General features: G+C 58.4%; 11 protein-coding genes and 10 pseudogenes. 8 read left to right on the plus strand and 13 right to left on the minus strand.

Features of this window, described 5'->3' with window-relative positions:
• Positions 1 to 308, plus strand: a pseudogene (locus NKH01_RS33740) (aspartate aminotransferase family protein); the annotation flags it as partial.
• Positions 308 to 1,159: a sugar phosphate isomerase/epimerase family protein gene (locus NKH01_RS33745; RefSeq protein ID WP_353024587.1), complete on the plus strand. Its 852-nt coding sequence runs from the start codon at positions 308 to 310 to the stop codon at positions 1,157 to 1,159. The pseudogene NKH01_RS33740 and the gene NKH01_RS33745, both read left to right, overlap by 1 nt.
• 128 nt (positions 1,160 to 1,287) lie before the next feature.
• Here the strand turns inward: NKH01_RS33745 and NKH01_RS33750 are convergent, their stop codons facing one another.
• The 3 genes and pseudogenes from NKH01_RS33750 to NKH01_RS33760 form a co-directional block, all read right to left on the minus strand.
• On the minus strand, positions 1,288 to 1,506 hold the full coding sequence (locus tag NKH01_RS33750) for a hypothetical protein (protein ID WP_353024588.1): 219 nt from the start codon (positions 1,504 to 1,506) through the stop codon (positions 1,288 to 1,290).
• 220 nt (positions 1,507 to 1,726) lie between these two features.
• Positions 1,727 to 1,846: pseudogene (locus NKH01_RS33755) on the minus strand (IS110 family RNA-guided transposase); the annotation flags it as partial.
• A gap of 721 nt (positions 1,847 to 2,567) precedes the next feature.
• Positions 2,568 to 3,040 (minus strand): annotated as a pseudogene (locus NKH01_RS33760) (IS630 family transposase); the annotation flags it as partial.
• Positions 3,041 to 3,118: 78 nt separating this feature from the next.
• On the opposite strand from NKH01_RS33760, the gene NKH01_RS33765 reads away from it, so the two are divergent.
• On the plus strand, positions 3,119 to 4,162 hold the full coding sequence (locus tag NKH01_RS33765; RefSeq protein WP_353024589.1) for an IS110 family RNA-guided transposase: 1,044 nt from the start codon (positions 3,119 to 3,121) through the stop codon (positions 4,160 to 4,162).
• Positions 4,163 to 4,419: 257 nt separating this feature from the next.
• On the opposite strand, the pseudogene NKH01_RS33770 reads toward NKH01_RS33765, so the two are convergent.
• Both NKH01_RS33770 and NKH01_RS33775 read right to left on the minus strand, forming a co-directional pair.
• A pseudogene (locus NKH01_RS33770) lies at positions 4,420 to 5,011 on the minus strand (helix-turn-helix domain-containing protein); the annotation flags it as partial.
• Positions 5,012 to 5,392: 381 nt separating this feature from the next.
• Positions 5,393 to 6,508, minus strand: a complete 1,116-nt coding sequence (locus tag NKH01_RS33775) for an IS110 family RNA-guided transposase (RefSeq protein ID WP_353024590.1) — start codon at positions 6,506 to 6,508, stop codon at positions 5,393 to 5,395.
• Positions 6,509 to 6,786: 278 nt separating this feature from the next.
• Between NKH01_RS33775 and NKH01_RS33780 the strand changes: the two genes are divergently transcribed.
• Entirely contained in the window at positions 6,787 to 6,948 is a 162-nt protein-coding gene (locus tag NKH01_RS33780) for a hypothetical protein (protein WP_353024591.1), read from the plus strand.
• Positions 6,949 to 7,149: 201 nt separating this feature from the next.
• Here the strand turns inward: NKH01_RS33780 and NKH01_RS33785 are convergent, their stop codons facing one another.
• Entirely contained in the window at positions 7,150 to 9,729 is a 2,580-nt protein-coding gene (locus NKH01_RS33785; RefSeq protein ID WP_353024592.1) for an HAD family hydrolase, read from the minus strand.
• A gap of 764 nt (positions 9,730 to 10,493) precedes the next feature.
• Here NKH01_RS33785 and tnpA (NKH01_RS33790) point away from each other — a divergent pair.
• Positions 10,494 to 10,887: pseudogene (tnpA, locus tag NKH01_RS33790) on the plus strand (IS66-like element accessory protein TnpA).
• Positions 10,888 to 11,222: 335 nt separating this feature from the next.
• Here tnpA (NKH01_RS33790) and NKH01_RS33795 read toward each other — a convergent pair.
• Positions 11,223 to 11,776, minus strand: a pseudogene (locus NKH01_RS33795) (transposase); the annotation flags it as partial.
• Between the two features lie 88 nt (positions 11,777 to 11,864).
• Positions 11,865 to 12,869 (minus strand): annotated as a pseudogene (locus NKH01_RS33800) (IS110 family RNA-guided transposase).
• Between the two features lie 463 nt (positions 12,870 to 13,332).
• Between NKH01_RS33800 and tnpA (NKH01_RS33805) the strand changes: the two are divergent.
• Positions 13,333 to 13,695: an IS66-like element accessory protein TnpA gene (gene tnpA, locus NKH01_RS33805; protein WP_353024593.1), complete on the plus strand. Its 363-nt coding sequence runs from the start codon at positions 13,333 to 13,335 to the stop codon at positions 13,693 to 13,695.
• A gap of 134 nt (positions 13,696 to 13,829) precedes the next feature.
• Here tnpA (NKH01_RS33805) and NKH01_RS33810 read toward each other — a convergent pair whose 3' ends face one another.
• The 4 genes and pseudogenes from NKH01_RS33810 to NKH01_RS33825 form a co-directional block, all read right to left on the minus strand.
• The gene (locus NKH01_RS33810; RefSeq protein WP_353024594.1) at positions 13,830 to 14,246 is read right to left on the minus strand and encodes a tyrosine-type recombinase/integrase; all 417 of its coding nucleotides are present in this window, start codon (positions 14,244 to 14,246) and stop codon (positions 13,830 to 13,832) included.
• Positions 14,195 to 15,805 (minus strand): annotated as a pseudogene (gene tnpC, locus NKH01_RS33815) (IS66 family transposase). The gene NKH01_RS33810 and the pseudogene tnpC overlap by 52 nt, the downstream one beginning before the upstream one ends.
• A 49-nt stretch (positions 15,806 to 15,854) precedes the next feature.
• A pseudogene (locus NKH01_RS33820) lies at positions 15,855 to 16,551 on the minus strand (ATP-grasp domain-containing protein); the annotation flags it as partial.
• Between the two features lie 258 nt (positions 16,552 to 16,809).
• On the minus strand, positions 16,810 to 17,073 hold the full coding sequence (locus NKH01_RS33825; protein WP_353024595.1) for a hypothetical protein: 264 nt from the start codon (positions 17,071 to 17,073) through the stop codon (positions 16,810 to 16,812).
• Between the two features lie 193 nt (positions 17,074 to 17,266).
• On the opposite strand from NKH01_RS33825, the gene NKH01_RS33830 reads away from it, so the two are divergent.
• Positions 17,267 to 17,392, plus strand: a complete 126-nt coding sequence (locus NKH01_RS33830) for a hypothetical protein (protein ID WP_353024596.1) — start codon at positions 17,267 to 17,269, stop codon at positions 17,390 to 17,392.
• A 349-nt stretch (positions 17,393 to 17,741) separates the two neighbouring features.
• Positions 17,742 to 17,831 (plus strand): annotated as a pseudogene (locus tag NKH01_RS33835) (AsnC family transcriptional regulator); the annotation flags it as partial.
• 190 nt (positions 17,832 to 18,021) lie between these two features.
• Here the strand turns inward: NKH01_RS33835 and ggt are convergent.
• The gene (gene ggt / locus NKH01_RS33840; RefSeq protein ID WP_353024597.1) at positions 18,022 to 19,722 is read right to left on the minus strand and encodes a gamma-glutamyltransferase; all 1,701 of its coding nucleotides are present in this window, start codon (positions 19,720 to 19,722) and stop codon (positions 18,022 to 18,024) included.
• Positions 19,723 to 20,154: the final 432 nt, after the last annotated feature.

A 20,154-nucleotide genomic window follows, 5' to 3' on the forward strand; every position in this document is an offset into this window, starting at 1 on the left:
TCAATCAACATCCGCACGTAGGCGACATACGCGGTCGAGGTATGTTGATGACGCTCGAGCTTGTCAAGGACCGCGAGACAAAAGCGCCCTTTCCCGCCGAATGTAACCTCCGCCCGATGATCTATCGAGAAGCCCTGGCAAGGGGGCTGATCACGCATGCCCTTGGAGGAACTGTCGACGGGATTAACGGCGATCACATCGTCGTTTGCCCCCCGCTCATTGCCAGCGAGAAGGACCTCGAGACAATAGTCGGACTGTTGGGTGAATCAATTGACGCTTCGCTGTCAGAATTGGCGGTTGGCGGCTGATGGAGACTGATCACCGGATTATCGCTGACAAGGTTCCCCTCACTCTCGCGCATTTGACGGTGCAAGAGGTGCCACCGGCCGATGCGATCACTATAGCTGCTGAAACAGGGTTCCAATACGCAACTATGCGGTTGCATTCGCCGCGCCTCGGGGCAAAAAATTTATCAACCCGGGAACTTAATGACGAAGTTCAGAAAGCGCTACTCGTATCGAGGGAAAGCGGCGTTCTCGTGTCAAGTATCGAGGCCTTAGTCCTTGCGCCTGAAACCGATATTCTCACCTACACGACTATACTAGAGGCTGCAGCTAAGCTAAGTGCTCGGTGCGTCCTTGTCGTTGCCTTTGACAATGTTTATTCACGAATGCTCGATAATTTCGGTGCTCTGAGCGCCAGCGCAAGTCAGCTTGGCCTCGGTCTAGAAATTGAGTTCATGGTTTTTTCGGAAATCAAGGACTTACAAAAAGCCATGCAAGTTCTTGCCGATGCAGGTTCCCCTAACGACAAGATCGTCATCGACGTGCTTCACTTGTTGCGATCGGGTGGTAGCCCTGAAGATATACTGCGTGTACCACCCGCGATGATTTCGCAAATCCAACTCAGCGATGGCCCCAAGTATGCTGGCCCTGAATGTCTTGTAGAAGAAGCACGGTTCGACCGCATGTTTATCGGAGAAGGAGAATTCCCGCTAACTGAGATCCTGAGCAAGCGTCCGCCCGCAGTTCCGCTTGCCCTTGAGATCCCAGCCGAGCGGTTGCGACTTCAAGGAATATCGGCTCAAGAGAGAGCGTTGCGCGCGCGCAGATCATTTGAATCGTTGGTAAGCACCCGATTGCTGCCGCGTGCCAGATAGCGCCTATTCTTACTGAGTCTGAAAGTATGTTCGAGCTGGTCGCAGATTTGTTAGCGTGCTGATTCGTGATTAGGGAAGCGCCCCGCCATGCCCGACTGGACAGCCCAGAGTGAAGCAGCATTCGACGCTTATGTCGATGCTTTGATCGGGTGATCGGCCACGCCGACCGCGCTGAGCCGCTGAAGAATTTTCTCGACGATCTCAAACAAAAGCGCGAGAACTTGATCCGAACGTGCAACGCAGATGGCTAACGCCAGCCCGGCGCTAAGCAAACAGTTGGACACCTTCTCTATCGGCAGGTAAAGGTCAAGGGCTTTCGATTTTTCCGGTTCTCCGGCTTTTGCCATCTTTCGCGGGCTCTTGCTTCTCTCCCGGATCGGCCCTTTGGCCCTCCCATAATGGGGTAAGAATGATGAAGTAGAAATCGAACGCGTCCTGAACGTCATTTGCGTTCGAACAAGGTGTCCAGCGAACTCACTTCACCATTGTCCTGCGAAGGACAGCTTTCCGCCAGATTGCGGATTCCATTATCTCCTACTTTTATGCTGCGCGGTCATCCGATTGGCGTCAGGTGGCGGCTGGCAAATCATCCCTCGTCCAGCAAAATTCGGTGCTGTCACTCATCATGCGATGCATGATGACAGCCAGCCTGCGGGCAAGCGCGACAATGGCCTTTTGCAATACGCGCTCTCACGTTGATTGCCGCGCCGCACCTTTCCCGCGCTCCGACTACTACGGAAGCTCCGCCCTCGGTGTCGTCCATCTCCGGCCATCGCGGCGAGCCCAGTTCCGTACCGGGCAGACGATCCGAGTTCCCGTGTTCCGATTTCCAACCTTCATGCCCGTAGGCGGTGAGCTTTACCCCAGGCGATACAGGAGACAGGGCCGTGAGAGCCTCCCCCGTCTCGGGTGCGTTCCGCGCACCCAGCAGTGGAGATCGATGAGCCCCACCGCGTCTGATCGCTTCTTACCTCCCACGCCATCGCGCGACTTAGAGGCGTTACCGGTTGAATCCGAGGCTTCCAGCGCTCACTTCGTTATCTCGCCATGGACATTGTGGTAGCCCGGCCTGCGGCCGATGATCCGCACCTGGTACAGTTCAGGCCGATCTGCTTATGAAACCCAAACGGCGACGCCCGGTTGAGCTTCTCGGCCCCCTTCCGCCTACTGCTCCTATAGGCGGGGCGGCATTGCAGCCGCCGGTCGAAAATCATCAAGCTTGAGAGGTGGCTATTCCATGTTCACCTCCCGCGCCGTCACGGCGCACCATCGATTCCCGCATAGTGTTCCATGGCTGTTCCTCTGATGCTTGAAGCCGATCGCTCGGACTCCGTTTCAACACCATCATTCTGAGGGACAGCCACCGAACCTGCTATGCTCGCGAAGGCCGGCCCATTACGGCATCTAGCTAGTGCATTGATTCCAACACTTGGTGCCCACGTCTGACGGCTGCGATGATGTTGTCGGGGTCTGCTTTCCAAATGAACGGCTTTGGCTCTTCGTTGTGCTCTTTGATAAAGCGATTGATGGCTGCCTGAAGATCAACGACGGAATGAAAGACACCATTTTTCAGTCGTCGCCGTGTGAGCTTTGCGAAGAAGCCCTCGACGGCGTTCAACCAGGAACACGATGTCGGAACGAAGTGGAATGTCCAGCGTGGGTGCCGCGCCAACCAGGCCCGGACCTTCGGCTGTTTGTGCGTCTATAGTTATCCAGGATGACGTGAATCGCCTTATCCTTGGGCAACTGAGCCTCGATTGCGTTGAGGAAGCGGATGAACTCCTGATGCCGGTGACGCTGCATGTTGCGGCCAATGACGGAGCCGTCGAGAACATTCAGGGCAGCGAAGAGTGTCGTGGTGCCATGGCGCTTGTAATCATGTTGGTGTGGACGGCCCCCAGCACGGCATCGATGTGCCAGAATGAGGTCGTTGAAGATCTCAAGCAAAGGAGACCGTCCGTGGAACAGATTATTCGAATTGGCATGGATACGTCAAAGCACGTGTTCCAGCTCCATGGTGTGAACGCGGCTGAAGACCCGGTTCTGCGCAAGAAGCTTCGGCGCAAGGGGATGGTGGCGTTCTTCGAGAAAGCGCCGCCGACGGTGATTGCGATCGAGGCGTGCGGCGGATCGCACCATTGGGCCCGACTACTGCAGGCGTTCGGCCACGAGGTGAAGCTGATTCCGCCGCAGTTCGTCAAGCCATACGTCAAGCGAGGCAAGAACGATGCGGCTGATGCCGAAGCTCTGTGCGAGGCGATGAGCCGGCCGACGATGCGCTTCGTGCCGGTGAAGACAGCCGACCGCCAGACGGCGCTGATGCTGGCCGGTATGCGCGACCGACTGATCCGTAATCGCACGCAACTCGCCAATTCGATCCGCGGTTATGCGGCCGAGTTCGGGCTGACTGCCGCCAAGGGAATACGCAAGATCGACCCGCTACTCGAGCGCATCGCGGCCGATGAGACGCTGCCGGAGCTGGCGCGGGAGCTGTTCGCGCTCCACGGCGCGGAATATGCGCTGTTGCAAGCGCGGCTGGAAGAGGTCGACGCCAAGCTGATGGCCTGGCATCGGGCCGATGAATGCAGCCGCCGTCTGGCGCAAATCCCCGGCGTCGGTCCGATCGGCGCATCGCTTCTGATGATGAAGACGCCAGCGCCCGAGGGCTTCCGATCAGGCCGGCACTTTGCCGCCTGGATCGGCCTGACCCCGAAAGATCACTCCACAGCCGGCAAGGTCCGGCTCGGCGTGATTACACGCGCCGGCGACGAAGCCTTGAGAAGTACGCTGGTGGTCGGCGCCACCGCTCTCCTGCGACGAGTCCGCGACGGACGGGGCAGGAATTCCTCGCCCTGGCTCCTCGATCTCCTCAAGCGCAAGCCTCCGAAGCTCGTCGCCGTGGCGTTGGCGAACAAAATCGCGCGCATCGCCTGGAAGATGATGGTGACCGGCGAAGCGTACCGAACCAATGCTGTGCCGCCTAGTGTGGCGTGCGCGGCTTAGAAGATCAGCCGAACACGGGGAGCAGACGAAAATGCGACCGTGTTTGTTGATGTCGGAACTTGCAAGAGAATGAGCAGATGGTGTGATCGATCGATCCACGACGCAAGATACTCCGGATGACCCACTGGCCCTTGTAGGTCGCAGTCATGTTAGGAACTCGCGTTGCGGAAACCATCTTGGCCCGCGGTCATGTGCGACCGCACAAAACAGAGGCCGGACATATGATCGCAAGCGATCCGATCAAAACGCTGCTCAACAGTCATCGTGCCGCTGCGGCCCTTCTTCAAAGGAAGTCCTGGCTGCGTCCGGTCGAGCGCCTGGATTTGGCTCTTTTCATCGACGGAAAGAACAATGGCATGGGCCGGCGGCGAGACATAGAGGCCGACGACGTCGTGCAGTTTCTCGGCAAAAGCCTTGTCATTCGACAGTTTGAAGCTGCGCCAGCGGTGCGGCGCAAGGCCGTGCTCGTGCCGAAGACGCCGCGATCCCAACGGCCTTTGCCATCGCACGAACGGTCCAGTGCGTGGCCTCCTGCCTGGGCGTTTCCAGAGTTAGAGCGACCACCCGGTCGACAAGGTCAACCTCAAGCGGCGCCGTGCCGGGCGGCCGGCTCTTGTCGCGCAAAAGACCGTCTACACCTTCCGCCATGAAGCGTTCCTGCCAACGCCAGACGCAAGTCTTCGACCTGGCCGTCGCCTCCATGATCGCGACGGTTCCCAGACCCTCGTCTCTCATCAAGATGATCTTCGCCCGCCACACGTGCTTTTGAGGCGAACTGCCCGCCGAAACGATGGCATTGAGACGAACTCGGTCAGCCGCGGAAACCTCAAATGTAATACCTTTGCGCATGCACCATAATCGCATACTCCCGCAAAAATTAGAATCCAAAATTGGACTCTTTTGTCTCGATCAATCCACTCTCATGATGGCTGACAACGGCCTTTGGCGTAGAAATTGGCCCGCCGAACCCGATCGGCGGTCGAGGCACTTGTACGGCGGATATCAGGTGCAAGAGGCGGGACTTGAACGTCGGTCAACAATCTCTCATCCGCGGGTCGGGCCGCATGACCTTGTTTCGTTTGGGGCTGCCTCTGTCTAGATGACGAGCGTCGAGGCTCATAGTGGAGACGAGGGCTCCCCGGCATTGTCCCGCCTCCAGCGCCGCATATCGCGCCGAGGCTGATCTTGGGTGTTGCGATCTCCTCTGCTGGCTGGCTGGTCAAATAGCGGTCACGCCGCCTTAGGCGCGGATTGAACCATGCAGGCGATCGACCAGATGAAGCCGACCATCTCGCGTGCGATGGCGACATTGACGACGTTGGCATTCTTGCCGCGCGCACTCAGCCGACGATATCGGGTGCACAGTCGAACCTGCGCTTTCCATCCGATGTCGCGCACGACTTTTGGCAGCGCCTCGATCCGGTCGACCTTGTGCCGGCCGATGCGCGCCCTCATCCTGTAAGCCCAGGCGCCCTCGACCAGCGCGCGCCGGGCATGGGTGTTGCCGGTCTTGGTGATGCCGCCGCGCCAGACGGTCTCGCCACTCGATTGCTCGCCGGGGACCAGGCCGAAATAGGCCATGAGCTGGCGTGGATTGGAGAAGCGTGTGAAGTCGCTGACTTCCGCGACCAGCACCACGGCGTTGATCAGCGCGATCCCGCGCATTGCCTGCAAGGCATCAACGACCGGACGCTGGTTCCATTCCGGGAGCAGGCTGAGTATCTGTTCCTCGACCTGCTGCAGGCGCCGTTCCGCATCCATGACGGCATCGACGTAGTCCTGAAATGCGATCTGCTGAGCGGGATGGTCGAAGGCCAATGTCGAAAGCCATCGCCGGTAAGCCATTCGCCAGGCCGTCCCACGCTCGTGCTTGCGTCCGTGACGCAGCAGAAATCCCTGAAGATGTTGGCGCGCTCGCGTCACCACCTGTCGCACGACGCTGCGTAGCCGGACCAGGTCGCGCATGGCTTCGTGATCAGCGTCGGGCACCCACACGGGCGTCAACTCTCCGGCCCGATTGAGGCGGGCGAGCATGGTGGCGTCGCGACGGTTCGTCTTCACCCGATCGCCGGGCTTCCGCGGAATCAGCGACGGCGCCACCACGTCGCATCGATGGCCGAGGCTTGTGAGTTGGCGATGAACGCCATAGCCGCACGGGCCGGCCTCATAGCAAAATGTCAGCCGTTTGCTGGAGCGCCTGAGACGATCGCACAGCTTGCTGATGGCATCAGCGTCATTGGCAATCTCGCCGAGATATTCCACCGAGCCGGAGCGTCCGCTCGCCGCCACCGCGACCGAAATCCGTTGCTTGTGAATATCCAAACCGACAAATCTGATATGTTCCATATGGCCCGTCTCCTATGCATGAGGCTCTGCGCCGGCCAGCCGGCTTAACCCTCGTACCGTTGCATATCGGATGACGGGCCACCCCCGGGCCCAGCAATCATAGGGACTAGCGGCTTAGTTCAATCCGCACGCTCGCAGGACAGGGCCCGGAAAGTCTTGACTTGAGATTGGCCGCTACGGCGTGCAGGCGTGGCCGGAACGGCGTCCCCTTCGCCGGATCTGGTACAGCCGCGACGACCCAGCGTGCCGCAGGACCGGCAACGGACTGCCAGACGCCGATGGCGCTCAATCAAAGGCCTGATTCGCGGAAGCTCAATCTTGTCGTGCTCGCTGACGGTTTCGGCAATAAGATCGCTCGACAGACTGGCTCGGCAGCGAAGGCATTGGTCGAGATGACGATCGATGATGCGATCGGCTCCTCACTGATGGCGCGGCTGTGACCTTCATGACCCGCCCTGGCCGCCAGGCTTTGCCTGCCGCGACGCGCCTTGCGGTCGCTCGAAGGTGCCGTAATGTCTTCTCTGGCCGCTGCATCCGCAGCACCAGATCGATCAACTCTTCCTTCGTCAGATGCAGCAAATCGGTGCGATCCATATCTCAATAGATTCAGGGGTTCTTGTCCCTGACAAAGGCGTGGGCAATTACCTCGAAACCAATGGGCGAAATATCATATGATAGTAATGAGGCGTTGTGAACTGTTGCAAATCAACGAGACGGATTGTCGCCGCACTTGCTTGTGACAGGCACCGGTAAATCTCTCCCTGCCGGTTGATTTCTTCCAGATCGAGAGAGCTCGACACATTCCTACACGCGCTTCTTGCTTCATTCAAAAGCTGTATATCTGTGATTTGCAACCATTGGTAGTGCTCCCCGAAAAGCATTTTCACGCTGGTGCCGCTTACATATGGGATCATGATTGAAAAATATCCGTCATGCATATGGTGTGCTCTAAGCAAGAAGACCTTGGACTCGTGAGTGCCGACTATCAAGACTTTCAGAGGTGAAAAACGCACATTCATATCTTCTGGATCTAGATCAAGTTGGAATCTTCTCTGCACCAGACCGCTTAATGTGAAGTCAAGCCCCAAGCTGCGCGTTTCATATGCACCCAGCCTATAAGGTGAGGGCAGGCACCTCACAGTTTTCCAAGCACTTTCTAGATGATAGATCGTCTTCTTGCGATCTGGTCCCATAAACCTCGCGGACTGGAAGTCCTTGAAATATTCGAGCTCCGCTTCAATAGGCATGTAAGTATGACGGAATAGAGCTGCATGGGCGGCCCGCTGCAAAGTAGAATACTCGTGAGTCATACCAGACTCGGTAAAAAAGGCCCTCGCATCATTGACGAACCGCAAGCATTCAGCTTGAACATTGGCAACCTTCCCGTACTGCTTCTCACTAAGTTTGATCTCCCCAAGAACGGGCCTGCCGTCCAAATCATAGTCCACAACCGCCCCTTCCTTGAAGGTGCAACATTCCTCAAATAAAGTGAAGGTAGACCATGGGGACGTAATGAGTGCCTTGCTGTTCGCCGAACGGTAAGGTTCGTCGGAGGCGACCAAATAGCGGCCAAGTATGTCTACTTTCAATTCTTCTTTGAATGTGCGAGCCAAATATTCCTGCGTTCTGCCGTTATAACCAATGTCTGCAAAGATAACGGTATCTCCTTCCGTCAACTCCAATTCCGTTGACATATAGCGCATCAAGCGCGTACGTAAAGCAAATGAATTCTTGAATATCAGTTCCAGCACATCGTCGTCGTGCAGCAACTGATGGAATGCCGTTTTTGGATCGTCAGATTGATGGGCGATCCGTATTAACAACTCTGTCACTTCGGGTGGAAGCAAAAGCTGTTTTGCAGTGGCATGAAGATTGTCAAATTCGGGCTCGATCCCGCTGATGTAATAATCGACATCGGCGCGGGTTTTGAAAGACGCCGCAACAGCAAAGAATTTGCGGATTCGTACCAGCTTGCCGACGGGCTTGCGCGCATAGGCTTCACACGCAGCTGAAAGAAGATAAGCATCACGCAACAGAAAGAAGACTCTTACCCGCCTGCCCTGCCGTTGTAGTGCCTCCACCTCGTCCATAAGAAAACGGGCATAGGCGTATAGCACAGGGCCGAACGACATGTAGCCGATCACTGTCTCCGGCGCGTACGGATGCAGGTTTGCTATAGAAAAGATTGGCCGAAATGGACTATAGCAGGGTAGAACAACTGATTCGGGTGCCGCCTCTTCGAGTGCAATCAACGAAGATGCGGCGTGCTGTAGGCGCAAGAAGTCTGCGACCTCACGATCAAACGGCAGGAAATGCAGCGCACGTACGCCCAATTTCCGCGGCGCTTGCGCATCGGCTACGTCATTGTCCCCAATGTGAAGTAGTTGCGATGCAGGCACGCCACACTCTTTGATTACAACCTGAAAAAGAGCATGGCTCTTCGACGTTCCATAATCGACAGAGCAGTAAATCTTGCTGATTGCCTGCATAACGTCTGCAGGCAAATGCCGAGCCAAGAGGCGTCTTAACTCGCCTTCGCGCAAATACGTATCGCTCACGACGATAATTTTGATACCACGGGCGTGCGCCAGCCTGATTAGTTCTACGTACGGTGAGAATGCAAAGCAAACATTCATTTCGGTCCGGATTTCCGCCTCGGCCAATAGCTCCCGTTCTTTACCAGAAAGCGATGTAAAAAGCCGATAAATGTCACCGAGATCGATCTCCGTGGATCCGTTCTCTAAAGGCTTTGCTCGATGGGCGCGTGCAGCTGCGCTAATGCGTTGGTGAGGAGTTATCCCTAACCTTCGCGCGACGGGATGATCGGCCAGCATCGCGAAAACGTCTCTAGGTGTCGCTGTCTCGCGCCATAGCAACGTATCGAAACAGTCAAGTGAGAGTACCTTAATGGAATCATCGAAGTCCTCCATAATCTTGGGTATATCGTGGGTTTTTATTTGCTCCCGATGGCCAGTATCACGCATGTCGCTACAGAGCAGGCAATCCGCCGGCTTTTGCAGTTTCTGGATCTGTTCTGTTAGGAGGCCCCCGTCTGGAAAGATTGCATCCGCATGGCCGATAAACTGATAGACGTCGTCTCCGGGAAAGCGCGGCGCGAAGTCGGGATCAAACATATGGTCAATACGTAACCGTTCGGACGATTTCGGATTAGCATCGGCTTGCTTTATCTTGGCGGCCAAGCGCTGCAATATAAGCTGCATAGTATTTCTCCTTCGCGCAAGCGCAGTTTTTCTGTTTGAGAACTTGTCAGTTATCATCCGCCCTTGGGTCTAGGCGCTCCGCACCGCCAAATTGTCGAGGTAGCGGTAACCGCTTTCGCTACGGAGTTTCCAAGCAGCGGGCAACTAAAATAGAGATGTCCTAAACTGGTTGAGGTATGTGGATTCGAACTAGGGTCTGCTGAGCAAAACTCCGCTGTCCTACCGCCAGACGATCCCTTATCTCATCGTTTACCCCTGCTCTTGCAGAAACTAAAGCGGCTAACGTCAAAGGACATCCGACCGGTGGTTGAAGCTCTGCGTCGCACCAAACCCTTGGCCAAATACTATCATGTATAGAGTTCCCGTCAACGTAGCGACGGGAGTACGATATTGCATGCCAAGTATTTGAATATGTTAGGAACAACTGTGTGTGTAGGCGCCGAATCGTTGTGATGTTTTGATGAAGAAGTGTTAAATGTTATGCAAAATGGGGTTAGCATAAGCTCCATCTGACGCGACATCAGGTGATCGGCGAGAGATACACCGCTGGCGCCATTGGTGTGCGGCAGGGCAACCAGCACTCGGAGGGGCTGTCACGTTGTGTGCGTATGAACGCGCTGAAGCGGTGTGCGCTGCTGTCAGCAGAGCACAGTCACGGCCTTCCACTCCGCCATTGCGTTCAGACGGGCAAAGATGGATTGCAAACGTACGCCTCCGAGGAGGGCGGCCTTGCCCGAGAAGGGAGGGTGTAGCTGACTTTCGGTATGGATATCGCTACTGACTGTCGCCAAGTCACTCGGCTCGAGATTGTTGACACTGGCCGCTGGCGCCGCTGGTCGGAGGAGGAGAAGCTGCGGATCATCGAGAAGAGCTATTCGGCTCCGCGGCAGGCATCCGCGACAGCGCGGCGTCACGGGATTTCCAACCCACTGGTGCTTGCTTGGCGCAAGGCGCATCGCGAGGGGTCGGGTCGGCGAAGGTGGCGTCTGCGGTTTCGTGCCGGCTATGATCATACCGGAGCAGCCAAAGAAGGGTCCAGAACCGGCTGGCGGGCTCATGGAAGCGGTGAGCGTGAATGGCCGCAGGGTCATCGTCGAGTCCGACGTGGACATGGAAGCGCTGCTTCGGATCATGCGCGGCCTGGAAACGCTGCGATGATCCCGATTCCGACGGGGGTGCGGGTGTGGCTTATATGAGGAGGATCAATGCGGACGGTCTTCAGATCGTCATTTTTTTCTCCGCTGTTGCAGCGTCCAGGGTTTGAACCCCATGCATGACGCGGCCCGTTGCCGAGCCAAATCCAACTTATATACGGTCGCTGTTCGGAACAGCTGCACCAACATCCCGCTTGCGGCGGACAAGGCTCAGAAGGACGGGACCATTCTCGCGAAGCGGCATTTCAAGCCAAGCCACACCTCGGGTCGTCCACCTGGATCGTCAGGACTGGTCAAGCCCTGAGGATGGGAATGGGTCTGACGTTCAGCAGCCGCTAGTCAGGCGGCCTTCATCATTACCCCCTCGATGACGACGCCCGCATTGACGTACTTCCACAGTGCGACGAGCAGCTTACGGGCAAGCGCAACAATCGTCGTTTTCTTGAGCCACCCGCCATTTGGCGCCTGACCCGATCTTGGAACCACAAGATGAGCGCCGAGTGCGATTGATGGCGCAACCATAGCCAGGCGAGCTGTATCAGCGTCGCTCGTAAACTTGGATTGCCGGATTTCGAGACCCCCTGGTCGTGATCGATTGACCCGCTCTGCCAGGGTGTCGGTGCAAGGCCCGCATAGGCGGCCAGCTGTCGTCGGTTGTCAAAATGGCGGGAAAGCCCTTCCGACCACAAAACAGCAGTAAACTCCGGCCCGATGCCTTTCAGGTTGAGCAGCATCGCCGGCGCTGGCGAAACGGCCTCAGCGGCAGCAAGCATGGCATCGCGCGCGGCTTCGACCGTCTTGATCTGTTCCAGAACAAGTTCCAGCCGATCGAGTTCGCGGCCGATCTGCGCCTTCAAATGGGCGGACAATGGTCGCCGGTCGCCGGTCTTAACGGAATGACCGTTTCACCATCTCCTACCATTTTGCTGCAATTGCCAGGGTGAGACCTCCTTCTGTTATTCCTTCGTTTGCCGCTTCGCCTCAAGCTGCTTTCACCGAGGGTGCGGGCTCGTAGAATGTGCTGCCCGAGAGCATGGCCCACACGATCCTCGCATTCTTGTTGGCGAGCGCGACAGCCGCGACATTGGGATGCCGCCTTTGCCGCAGGTTACCGAGCCAGAGACTTCGGGGATCCTGCTTGCCGGCTGCTTTACCGAGCGCAGCGCGAGCGCCATGGATCATCAATGTGCGCAGGTAGCGATCGCCGCGTTTGCTGATACCGAACAGGCGGGCTCCGCCCTCCACTGGATCGTTGTTTCGGCACCAGGCCGAGCCAGGCCGCGAACTGACGGCCGTTCTTGAAGCAGGTTCTATCGCCCACGGCAGCGATCAAGGCGGTTGCCGTTAGGGGGCCGATGCCGTTCGATCTTTCCAAGCCGCTGGCACTGCTCGCTGGTGCGGAAGATCTCCCGTATCCGCCGGTCATAGGTTGCAATGCGATTATCGAGTTCGGCCATTTCCGCCCGCAACTCCCTCATGAGCGAACGGACCATGTCGCTGAGGCCGTCATCGTTGTTCCCGACGATGACGGCAAGGCCGCGTCGGAGCTGCGAGATGTCACGAGCAATGACAATCCCATGCTCGGAAAGGAGGCCACGAATCTGATTGACGAGTCTGACCCGGTCGGCGACCAGACGCCGACGAATGCGATGAACGGCCTGGATTGCCAGCTGATCAGTCGACTTCGGCGGCACAAAGCGCATTGATGGCCGACCGACCGCCTCGCAGATGGCTTCCGCATCGTTCCGGTCGTTCTTGTTCGACTTGACGTATGGTGTCCCGAACTGAGGGCTGATCAGCCGAACTTCATGGCCGAGATCGGAAAGCACCCTTGCCCAATAATGCGCTCCGTTCGAGGCTTCCATGCCGACCAGACATCGCGGCAGATTGGCGAAGAAGCGGGCTACCGCATCGCGACGCAGCGTCTTTCGTACAACGACTTTTCCGTGGCTGGTGAACCTCGAAGACATACTTCGCAAGATCCATCGAACGACCTGCATGACATCCTCCTTCGTTGCAGTTGGCGTTCGAGATTTCACCGCGCCTAGAGGGCGGGGTCCATACCATTGGCCCCTCCTTGCAAGAACTCTTTTGATGATTTTGATCGGATCGCTTGCGTTCATATGTCCGGCCTGTTGGTGCGCTCGCACATGAACGCTGGCCAAGATGGGTTCCGCGACGTGGGTTCCAAACAGTGCATCGACCACGTTGGGCCATTGGATTCTAGGCACTGTCAGGAATTCCGTGTGCGGGCGGGCGGTTGAACATTACGCCGCCATGGCCCGGATGAAGCGCTCGCCGAAGATGACGGCGAACTGGGCCTTGGCCATGGTCCACTCACGTGGCGGCATTTTCCACTCTTTCGTACGCATCCGAGCAAGGCCGCCTTGTAGGCCTCGTGGGGTTTGGCACTGACTGTCCTTGTTGACGTCAATAAGGACAGTGCGGAATGGAACGGCTTGAGATTGTCGATAGCGGTCGGCGACGCTTCAGCAGAGAGAAGAAGCTCCAGATTGTCGCTGAGAGTTATTCGGAACCTGGCTTGTGCGCGACCACGGCGCGGCGACATGGGATTTCTCGGTCGCAGCTCTATGAATGGCGACGGCTGGCACGAGCGTGGCAACTGGATGTTGCGTTGCCTGCCGGCGGCTTTATCCCAGCACTGCTTGTTCCAGAGATAGAGCTGGCAGCAGGGCCGCAGGCTGGCCGGATTGAGGTTGTCACCGCAAATGGTCGCCGTGTCATCGTGGACCGCGATGTCGACGTTGAGGCGCTGCTTCGGATCATGCGCCGACTGGAGACGTTGCGGTGAATCCGTTTCCGATGGGAACCGGGGTCAAGGTCTGGCTTTCGACGGGGTATACGGACATGCGCTGTTATGCGGTGCGCAAGATTATGCGGAGTCCTGAGCAGCAAGGTAAGGTCCGCTCAGGATCCGGCATCTTTTTACTCAGCATAATTTTGGCGGCGGTGCTGCTCCTTTAGCATGGCAATTAGCTTGTCTGGCGGCCTGAACTTGCCTGGTTGTAGCGTCGGTGCGGCTGCCGCTGCCAGGGCTTCGAGCTTTTCCGTCGGATCGGCGCGCGGGTAGACCTCGGTGCTTTGGAGGCTGGCATGGCCCAGCCACAGCGCCACCTTTCGAAGATCGCGCGTGGCCTGCAGCATATGCTGAGCGCAGCTGTGCCTCAGGACATGGGGTGTCACGCGCTTTGTTGCGATCGATGGGAGGGATCGGGCGTACGCATACGACGAAGGCCGCATGATTGGCACGCGGGCGTGGGCGCGGGCTCTATGATGGCGATGCGTGAAGGTCAGGCGGCCTGCTGATCGGCGGCTTTGTCGGCTTCGCGCAGGCGCTTCCATTCCCAAGGCAGTAGTTCGTGCAGACGCGAGGCGGGAAGATCGGCAATGCGGGCCAGGACATCGGCGAGCCAGGCTTTCGGGTCGACGTCGTTGAGGCGTGCCGTGGTGATGAGGGTAAGCATGACGGCGGCGCGGTCGGCGCCGCGCTGGGAACCGGCGAAGGTCCAGTTGCGCCTTCCCAGAGCAATGCCACGCAGCGCTCTTTCGGCCGCGTTGTTGCTCAGGCAGATTCTGCCGTCGTCAATGAAGCGGGCGAAGTCGGCCCAGCGCCTGAGCATATAGTTGATTGGCTTCAGGACCTCGGAAGAGCGCGAGAGGGTATCGCGCTCGCGGAGCAACCAGGCGTGCATGTCGTCGAGAAGTGGTTTGCTCTTCTCCTGGCGCACGGCATACCGCTCGTCAGCGCTGCGGCCGTTGATGGCGCGCTCGATCTCGAACAGCGCGTTAGGCGCCTGACCGCCTCCAGCGCAATCGGGGAGATCGGTTTGCCCTTCTTGCCATCCCGGGCCTTTTTCGCGATGTCGGCCAATTCGAAGAATCCTCGTCGCGCATGGGCGTAGCAAAATGCCGGCGTGATCGGCTGCTGCTTCCGCTGTGGGTCGAACAGCGGCTCAAAGCCACTGTAACAGTCGCACTGAAGGATGGGCGAATCCGGCCAGATGTTTCTGAGGATGCTCCCCGCGCCTGTCGCTTGAGGCGTAATAGATCGCCGCCGGCGGCGCAGGCCCGGCGAAGGGCCGGTCGTCGCGCGTATAGGTCCAGATGCGCCCTGTCGCGCACTTGCCCTTCGCCAGGATGCGAATGGTGGTGTCGTCGCCATGAAGGCGCTCGGCCGCGAGCACATGGCGCTCGATCATCTGGAAGAGCGGCATGACGGCGAAGGTTGCCTTGAAGCGCGCGCTCTGTCGGTTGAGTGGAGCATGCATGCCGAACTTGTCGAACAGGATTGTCGCCAGCAGTTGGGGACCGATGAAGCCGCGCGACGTGGCATGGAACGGCGCCGGCGGCTGGGTGATCTTCTCGCAATCGCGGCAGGTGAACTTTTCGCGCACCGTCTCGATCAGCTTGAACCGGCGCGGGATCTCTTCCAGCGTCTCGGTCACGTCCTCACCCAACTTGGACAGCCGCGATCCGCCGCAGCAGGCGCAGGTGCTGGGTAGCTCGATGACGATGCGCTCGCGTTCGATATTCTCTGGCCATGGCTTGCGCACCGGCCGTTTGCGCGTGAAGGGGCGCACCGTCTGCGTCTTCACCGCCGCGGCGGCCGCGGCAAGCTCGTCCTCGGTCGCCGCGGTCACGAGGTCTTCGAGTTCCAATTCCAACTGCTCGATCAGCCGCGCCGTGCGCTCGGAGCGCTGCCCATACAGTTCGCGTTTCAGCTTCTCGATGCGCAGTTCGAGGTACGCAATCCGCGCCTCGGTGTCGGACAGCATGGCCTGCGCGTTGGCGGCTTCAGCCCGCTAGTTGGCAGCATCCGCGACCGCCATATCGCGTTCAGCCAGCAGCGCCACGTAGGCGCTGGCAAGATCCGAGGGGAGCTCAACCGGCTTCGAAGTCATGCGCCGATTGAATCACATTCCATCGTATTTTCAATAAAAAAATGCGATGGCTGTACTCACGAAAGACAAAATGGGGCAGGGACCCGAATTCAGCGGTACCAATCGCAATGACCTCATCTCCCATTATGTTAGCGCCATAGTATGGGCCTTGTGCACATTCTTCGACCAGTATTCTCGCCGGAGACAGCCATATGTGCTTACCGCCCAACAAATAAGTGGTATGGTCGATCAATTCATCGACGGTGCGGCACAATCGGACGCCGTTGCTGCCGCTACCCACGGTTGGCTTCAGGATCACCGGCAGACCGATCTCGGCGGCAGAGCTTTCCACCTCCGCCGCATCCGTTGCCAAGCGATAGGCAGGCATTGGAACGCCGGCCTTCGCGAGGAATTGACGTTGAATGAATTTGTCGCAGCATCGTTCAATGGATTCGGGGTTTGGACCCGGTAGATCGAAATGCCGGCAGAGCTTGCCAACTGTCGCGAGACTGACTCGTCGTCGCCCGCAAGGCCAGAAATGCCAGCAATGTCATAGGTTGCACGTAGCCTGGAACATTCGTGGATCAGCGCATCGAGATTGTCTGTATCGACACGAACTGCCTCAAGCCTTTCAGCGCAAGATAGTCGTATTGAGCCGGATCAGCGGACAGGGTGATTGGATGAAGACCAAGACGCTGGGCCGCTTTCACGTACAGCAAACCATTGCTCCTTGTGCTTTCAACTAGGATGAGCGCTCTTCTTGCCATTGGCTGTTAATCTCCATGCGCGCTGCGCGGCGGCCCGAGCGTAAATTTACAACTGCTCTTGCCGTGCCTGACCTCAGGGTTGCGATGAACGTACCATCGTCAGCGATCTGCGGACGCAAAGCTTCTGTGAATTTGGTTGCAGGATCTGTTGCAACGTGAGCGTGACCAATACCCCACCTTTTTCTTTGCTGATTGAGGCCGCGAGATATGCTGCTTCATCGACAGGAGGGAAAGGAATGGTTGGAGATCGCGCTGATGTCATGCTTCATGGATGAAGCCCTGAATGAAGCCATGGATGAGGCCAAACATGAAGGAATGTATCGACTGATCGAGGTGATCATCGGTCGGCGGCAACGGCGGAATTGGTGGCCTGAGAGAAGTCGCAGATCCTTGAGCAGAGCGCAGAACCATACCGGTCGGATTCTGTTTTGCGGTAAGCCAGGTGAGGCCGCAACCAACGGCCTCGCGGAACTGCGGGTTCTCATGATCACCCGCGCGATCATTGATGCCGAGCTTTTGCATGCCCCGTTGGCTCGGCGCGTGTGCAGCCTGCGACCACCGGCCGCCCGATTGACCAAGCGTCGTCTAGCCATGCCCGATCGCCTCCCGGCGCGACTCTTTGCCCCAATGCTCCTTTGCGAGCACCATTCGATTGCGAGGCCAAGATGGCTGGAAATTGCCGCCTCCCACGTCCTCGGAGAGAAGTGGAGGGTTTTTGATCGGAATGCCGTCCGGTAAATCGTCGGAATCCGCACCGCAATTCATGGAGAAAGAGCAGCAGGCGCAATCCCCATCCACCGATCGTGCGCCGATCATCGGCGGCTTCAAGGCAGGTGGTTGATCCGGCGCCGTTCTCGATGGAGCGCCAAGACCTTGCTGTACTGGAGCAAGTGATTCAGGTCGTCACGCAGAAGGTGTTTGAAGAAGCTGCTGATGGCTGCGCGCCAGTTGGGCGTGGCTGTCGAATTGGATCGGCTTGTCTCGAGATGATCGGGAAGTTCACAATCATCTCGACATCGAGGTCGTCTGTGCAGAGCGCGGTACGTGATCCGCGCACATTCGATCATCCGCCAGCCCAAAAGTGCCACCTTTGTTTCAGTTGTGGGATGGATTGCTATAAACATTGCGGAAATTCATGCGAATGTTAAATTCCTTGGCGATTATAAAAAGCGTCAAAATAGCGGTATCACATGGGCGACGACCTAGACCGAAGGATCCTTGCTGCGCTACAGAAGAACAATCGGCTTTCCTTTGCCGAACTCGCGGAATTGGTAGGTTCCTCGGCAGCAGAGGCCGGCATGAAGGCGACAATAGCCCGGCCGACGAAGGGCGAAAGCCCACGCGCACCACCGCCATGGCATTGCCGGTCGCCTCGACAACGACCTCGTCAGTTGCAATCAGGCTGCGACCGAATCCTTCCAAACCGGAGTGGGTTATGTCGATCCGTCCGTGGTGGCGCAGCCGCCATCTTCATTGAGCCTCTGCGCTCTGCGCCTGGCGTGAACCATACGCCGCGCGCGCCAACCCGCCGCCGAGCCCGATTGGCGTCCCATCGGCACGCCAGCACGCGGCGCCAGTCATCGTGCCGTCCGCATCGAACTGAATCGCACTCATGCCGCCGCCAACGCTATTAACCGCCGTCACATCGTGACCGCGGTCGCGCAATGCCGCGAGCACGCCTTCTGGCATCGAAGGCTCGACCTTCACCCCATAGCCCCGCGTCCAAAGCCGGGGCGCCTCCACCGCCTCCTGCACGCTCATGCCATGATCGATCAGGTTCGACAGCGCTTGCATGACCGAGGGGAACATGCGCAGCCCGCCAGGCAGCCCGATCGCGTAGCGTAACCTGCCGTCGCGCAGCACCATCACCGGAGACATCGACGAGGTCACGCGCTTGCCGGGTGCGACCGAGTTGGCGCGGCCCGGATGCGGATCGAACGAAGACATGTAGTTGTTCGGGATCATGCCGGTGCCCGGCACGATGTAGCCGGCGCCGAAAAGAGCGCCGATCGTCTGGGTGCTGGCAACGACGTTTCCGAAACCGTCCGCAACTGTCAGGTGAGTGGTATGCGCACCTTCGCTAGGGGCCACCCCTGCGCTCCATGACTGGGAGCGGGCCATTGTGATGCGAGCCCGGCGCTCCGCTGCATAGTCCTTGGACAGCAGTTCGCCGATGGGCTCCTGGACAAACGCCCGATCGGCGGATGCCGCTGCCCTGTCGGCGAAAGCGATCTTCAGTACTTCGGCCAGCAAGTGCAGCGTGTCCGGCGTTGCGAAGCCGAGCGTGCCGATGTTATAACCCTCCAAGATATTTAACATCTGAATGATGTGCAGAGGGCCAAACGATGGCGGCGGCGGCCCTACGATCTCATAGCTGCGATACGGCCCGCGCAGCGGCTCGCGATCGACGGTGCGATAGCCCGTCAGGTCCTCGAGTGTCAGAAAGCCCCCTTCTTGCGCCACGTGCTCTGCATAGTGACGTCCCAGTTCGCCCCCATACAGGATGTCCGGCCCCTTGCGCGCGACCGATTGCAGCGTCTCGGCATAATCGCCTGTGACCAAGCGGGTTCCGGGCTGGATCGGCATGCCGCCCGGCAGATAAAGTTTGGCGATTTCCGGATCGCGCGCGAGATCGGCCCCCGAGCGGGAGACGCATTCCTGTAGAGAGGGAGTCACGAGAAAGCCACGCGAGGCGTGACGGATTGCGGGCTCAATGACGTCGGCCAAAGAGAAGGTACCGAACCGGCGCAGCGCCTCGCACCAGCCCAACAGAGCGCCGGGGGCGGCGACCGCGGTGGGGCCAATTGCGTTCCGGCGGCCGATCGTCTTCATCGTGCCGGGCGCCGCCTTCGGATCAGGAGTGTATGTGGTGGGGCCGGTCGCGAGTGGTGCGGTGCTCATGCCGTCGAGCACGTGATGCGTGCCGCTGGCGAGGCGGATATGCGCTATGCCGCCACCCAGCACCCCCACCATCATCGCCTCGACGACCGAAAGGGCGAATAAGGCCGCGATGGCAGCGTCGATTGCGTTGCCGCCGGCAGTGAGCATTTCCACCCCCGCGGCGGAAGCGAGCGGGTGATTGGTCACCACCATGCCACGCGAACCGGTCGCCGGTTGTTTCTCACAAGTGAAGGTGGCGCCCGCATGAGAGCGCCAGTCAGTGTGCCGCATCAATCAACCTCCAATTTTTGGGACCTGCAAATAGCGACCGGTGGACGTTGTCAGTCATGCCCTCCGCGACTCAACAGGTGCTGTGCCGTTGGGATTGATTCGGATAGTTCGAGCAAGTTTCATGTGGCTCCTCGGCAGAGACTGCGAGACCGCTATGACCATAGCGGATCCTTGACCGTGTTCCATGCAATCGGCGCGCCACCGGCGAGGTTGCGTGAGCAAGAGAGGAACACCATGTGCTTCGCACTGCGCCGGCGGAATTTTTCCACGTCAGTGTGTCGGCTCTCCTACATAGATGTCTTTAACTGGACACGTACTCACACAGAGTGTCGAATGCCGACCCTTGTGGTGCCGTCGCGGGAGTGGTTGGAATTGAAAGTTGGCGTAGTCTCCGGGGTGTCAAACCTCGAATCATCCGGCGTTAGTTTAGAG

Origin of the sequence: Mesorhizobium sp. M1403, from assembly GCF_040317695.1 — a bacterium.
Classification (GTDB): domain Bacteria; phylum Pseudomonadota; class Alphaproteobacteria; order Rhizobiales; family Rhizobiaceae; genus Mesorhizobium.

Excerpts from the sequence above, each read along its gene's own strand:
- ggt (WP_353024597.1), bottom strand. The coding sequence starts at position 19,722 with ATGCGGCACACTGACTGGCGCTCTCATGCGGGCGCCACCTTCACTTGT.
- NKH01_RS33785 (WP_353024592.1), bottom strand. The coding sequence starts at position 9,729 with ATGCAGCTTATATTGCAGCGCTTGGCCGCCAAGATAAAGCAAGCCGAT.
- NKH01_RS33780 (WP_353024591.1), top strand. The coding sequence starts at position 6,787 with ATGGCGCTCAATCAAAGGCCTGATTCGCGGAAGCTCAATCTTGTCGTG.
- NKH01_RS33775 (WP_353024590.1), bottom strand. The coding sequence starts at position 6,508 with ATGGAACATATCAGATTTGTCGGTTTGGATATTCACAAGCAACGGATT.
- NKH01_RS33825 (WP_353024595.1), bottom strand. The coding sequence starts at position 17,073 with ATGCAAAAGCTCGGCATCAATGATCGCGCGGGTGATCATGAGAACCCG.
- NKH01_RS33745 (WP_353024587.1), top strand. The coding sequence starts at position 308 with ATGGAGACTGATCACCGGATTATCGCTGACAAGGTTCCCCTCACTCTC.
- NKH01_RS33810 (WP_353024594.1), bottom strand. The coding sequence starts at position 14,246 with ATGGAAGCGCCTGCGCGAAGCCGACAAAGCCGCCGATCAGCAGGCCGC.
- NKH01_RS33750 (WP_353024588.1), bottom strand. The coding sequence starts at position 1,506 with ATGGCAAAAGCCGGAGAACCGGAAAAATCGAAAGCCCTTGACCTTTAC.
- tnpA (WP_353024593.1), top strand. The coding sequence starts at position 13,333 with ATGGAACGGCTTGAGATTGTCGATAGCGGTCGGCGACGCTTCAGCAGA.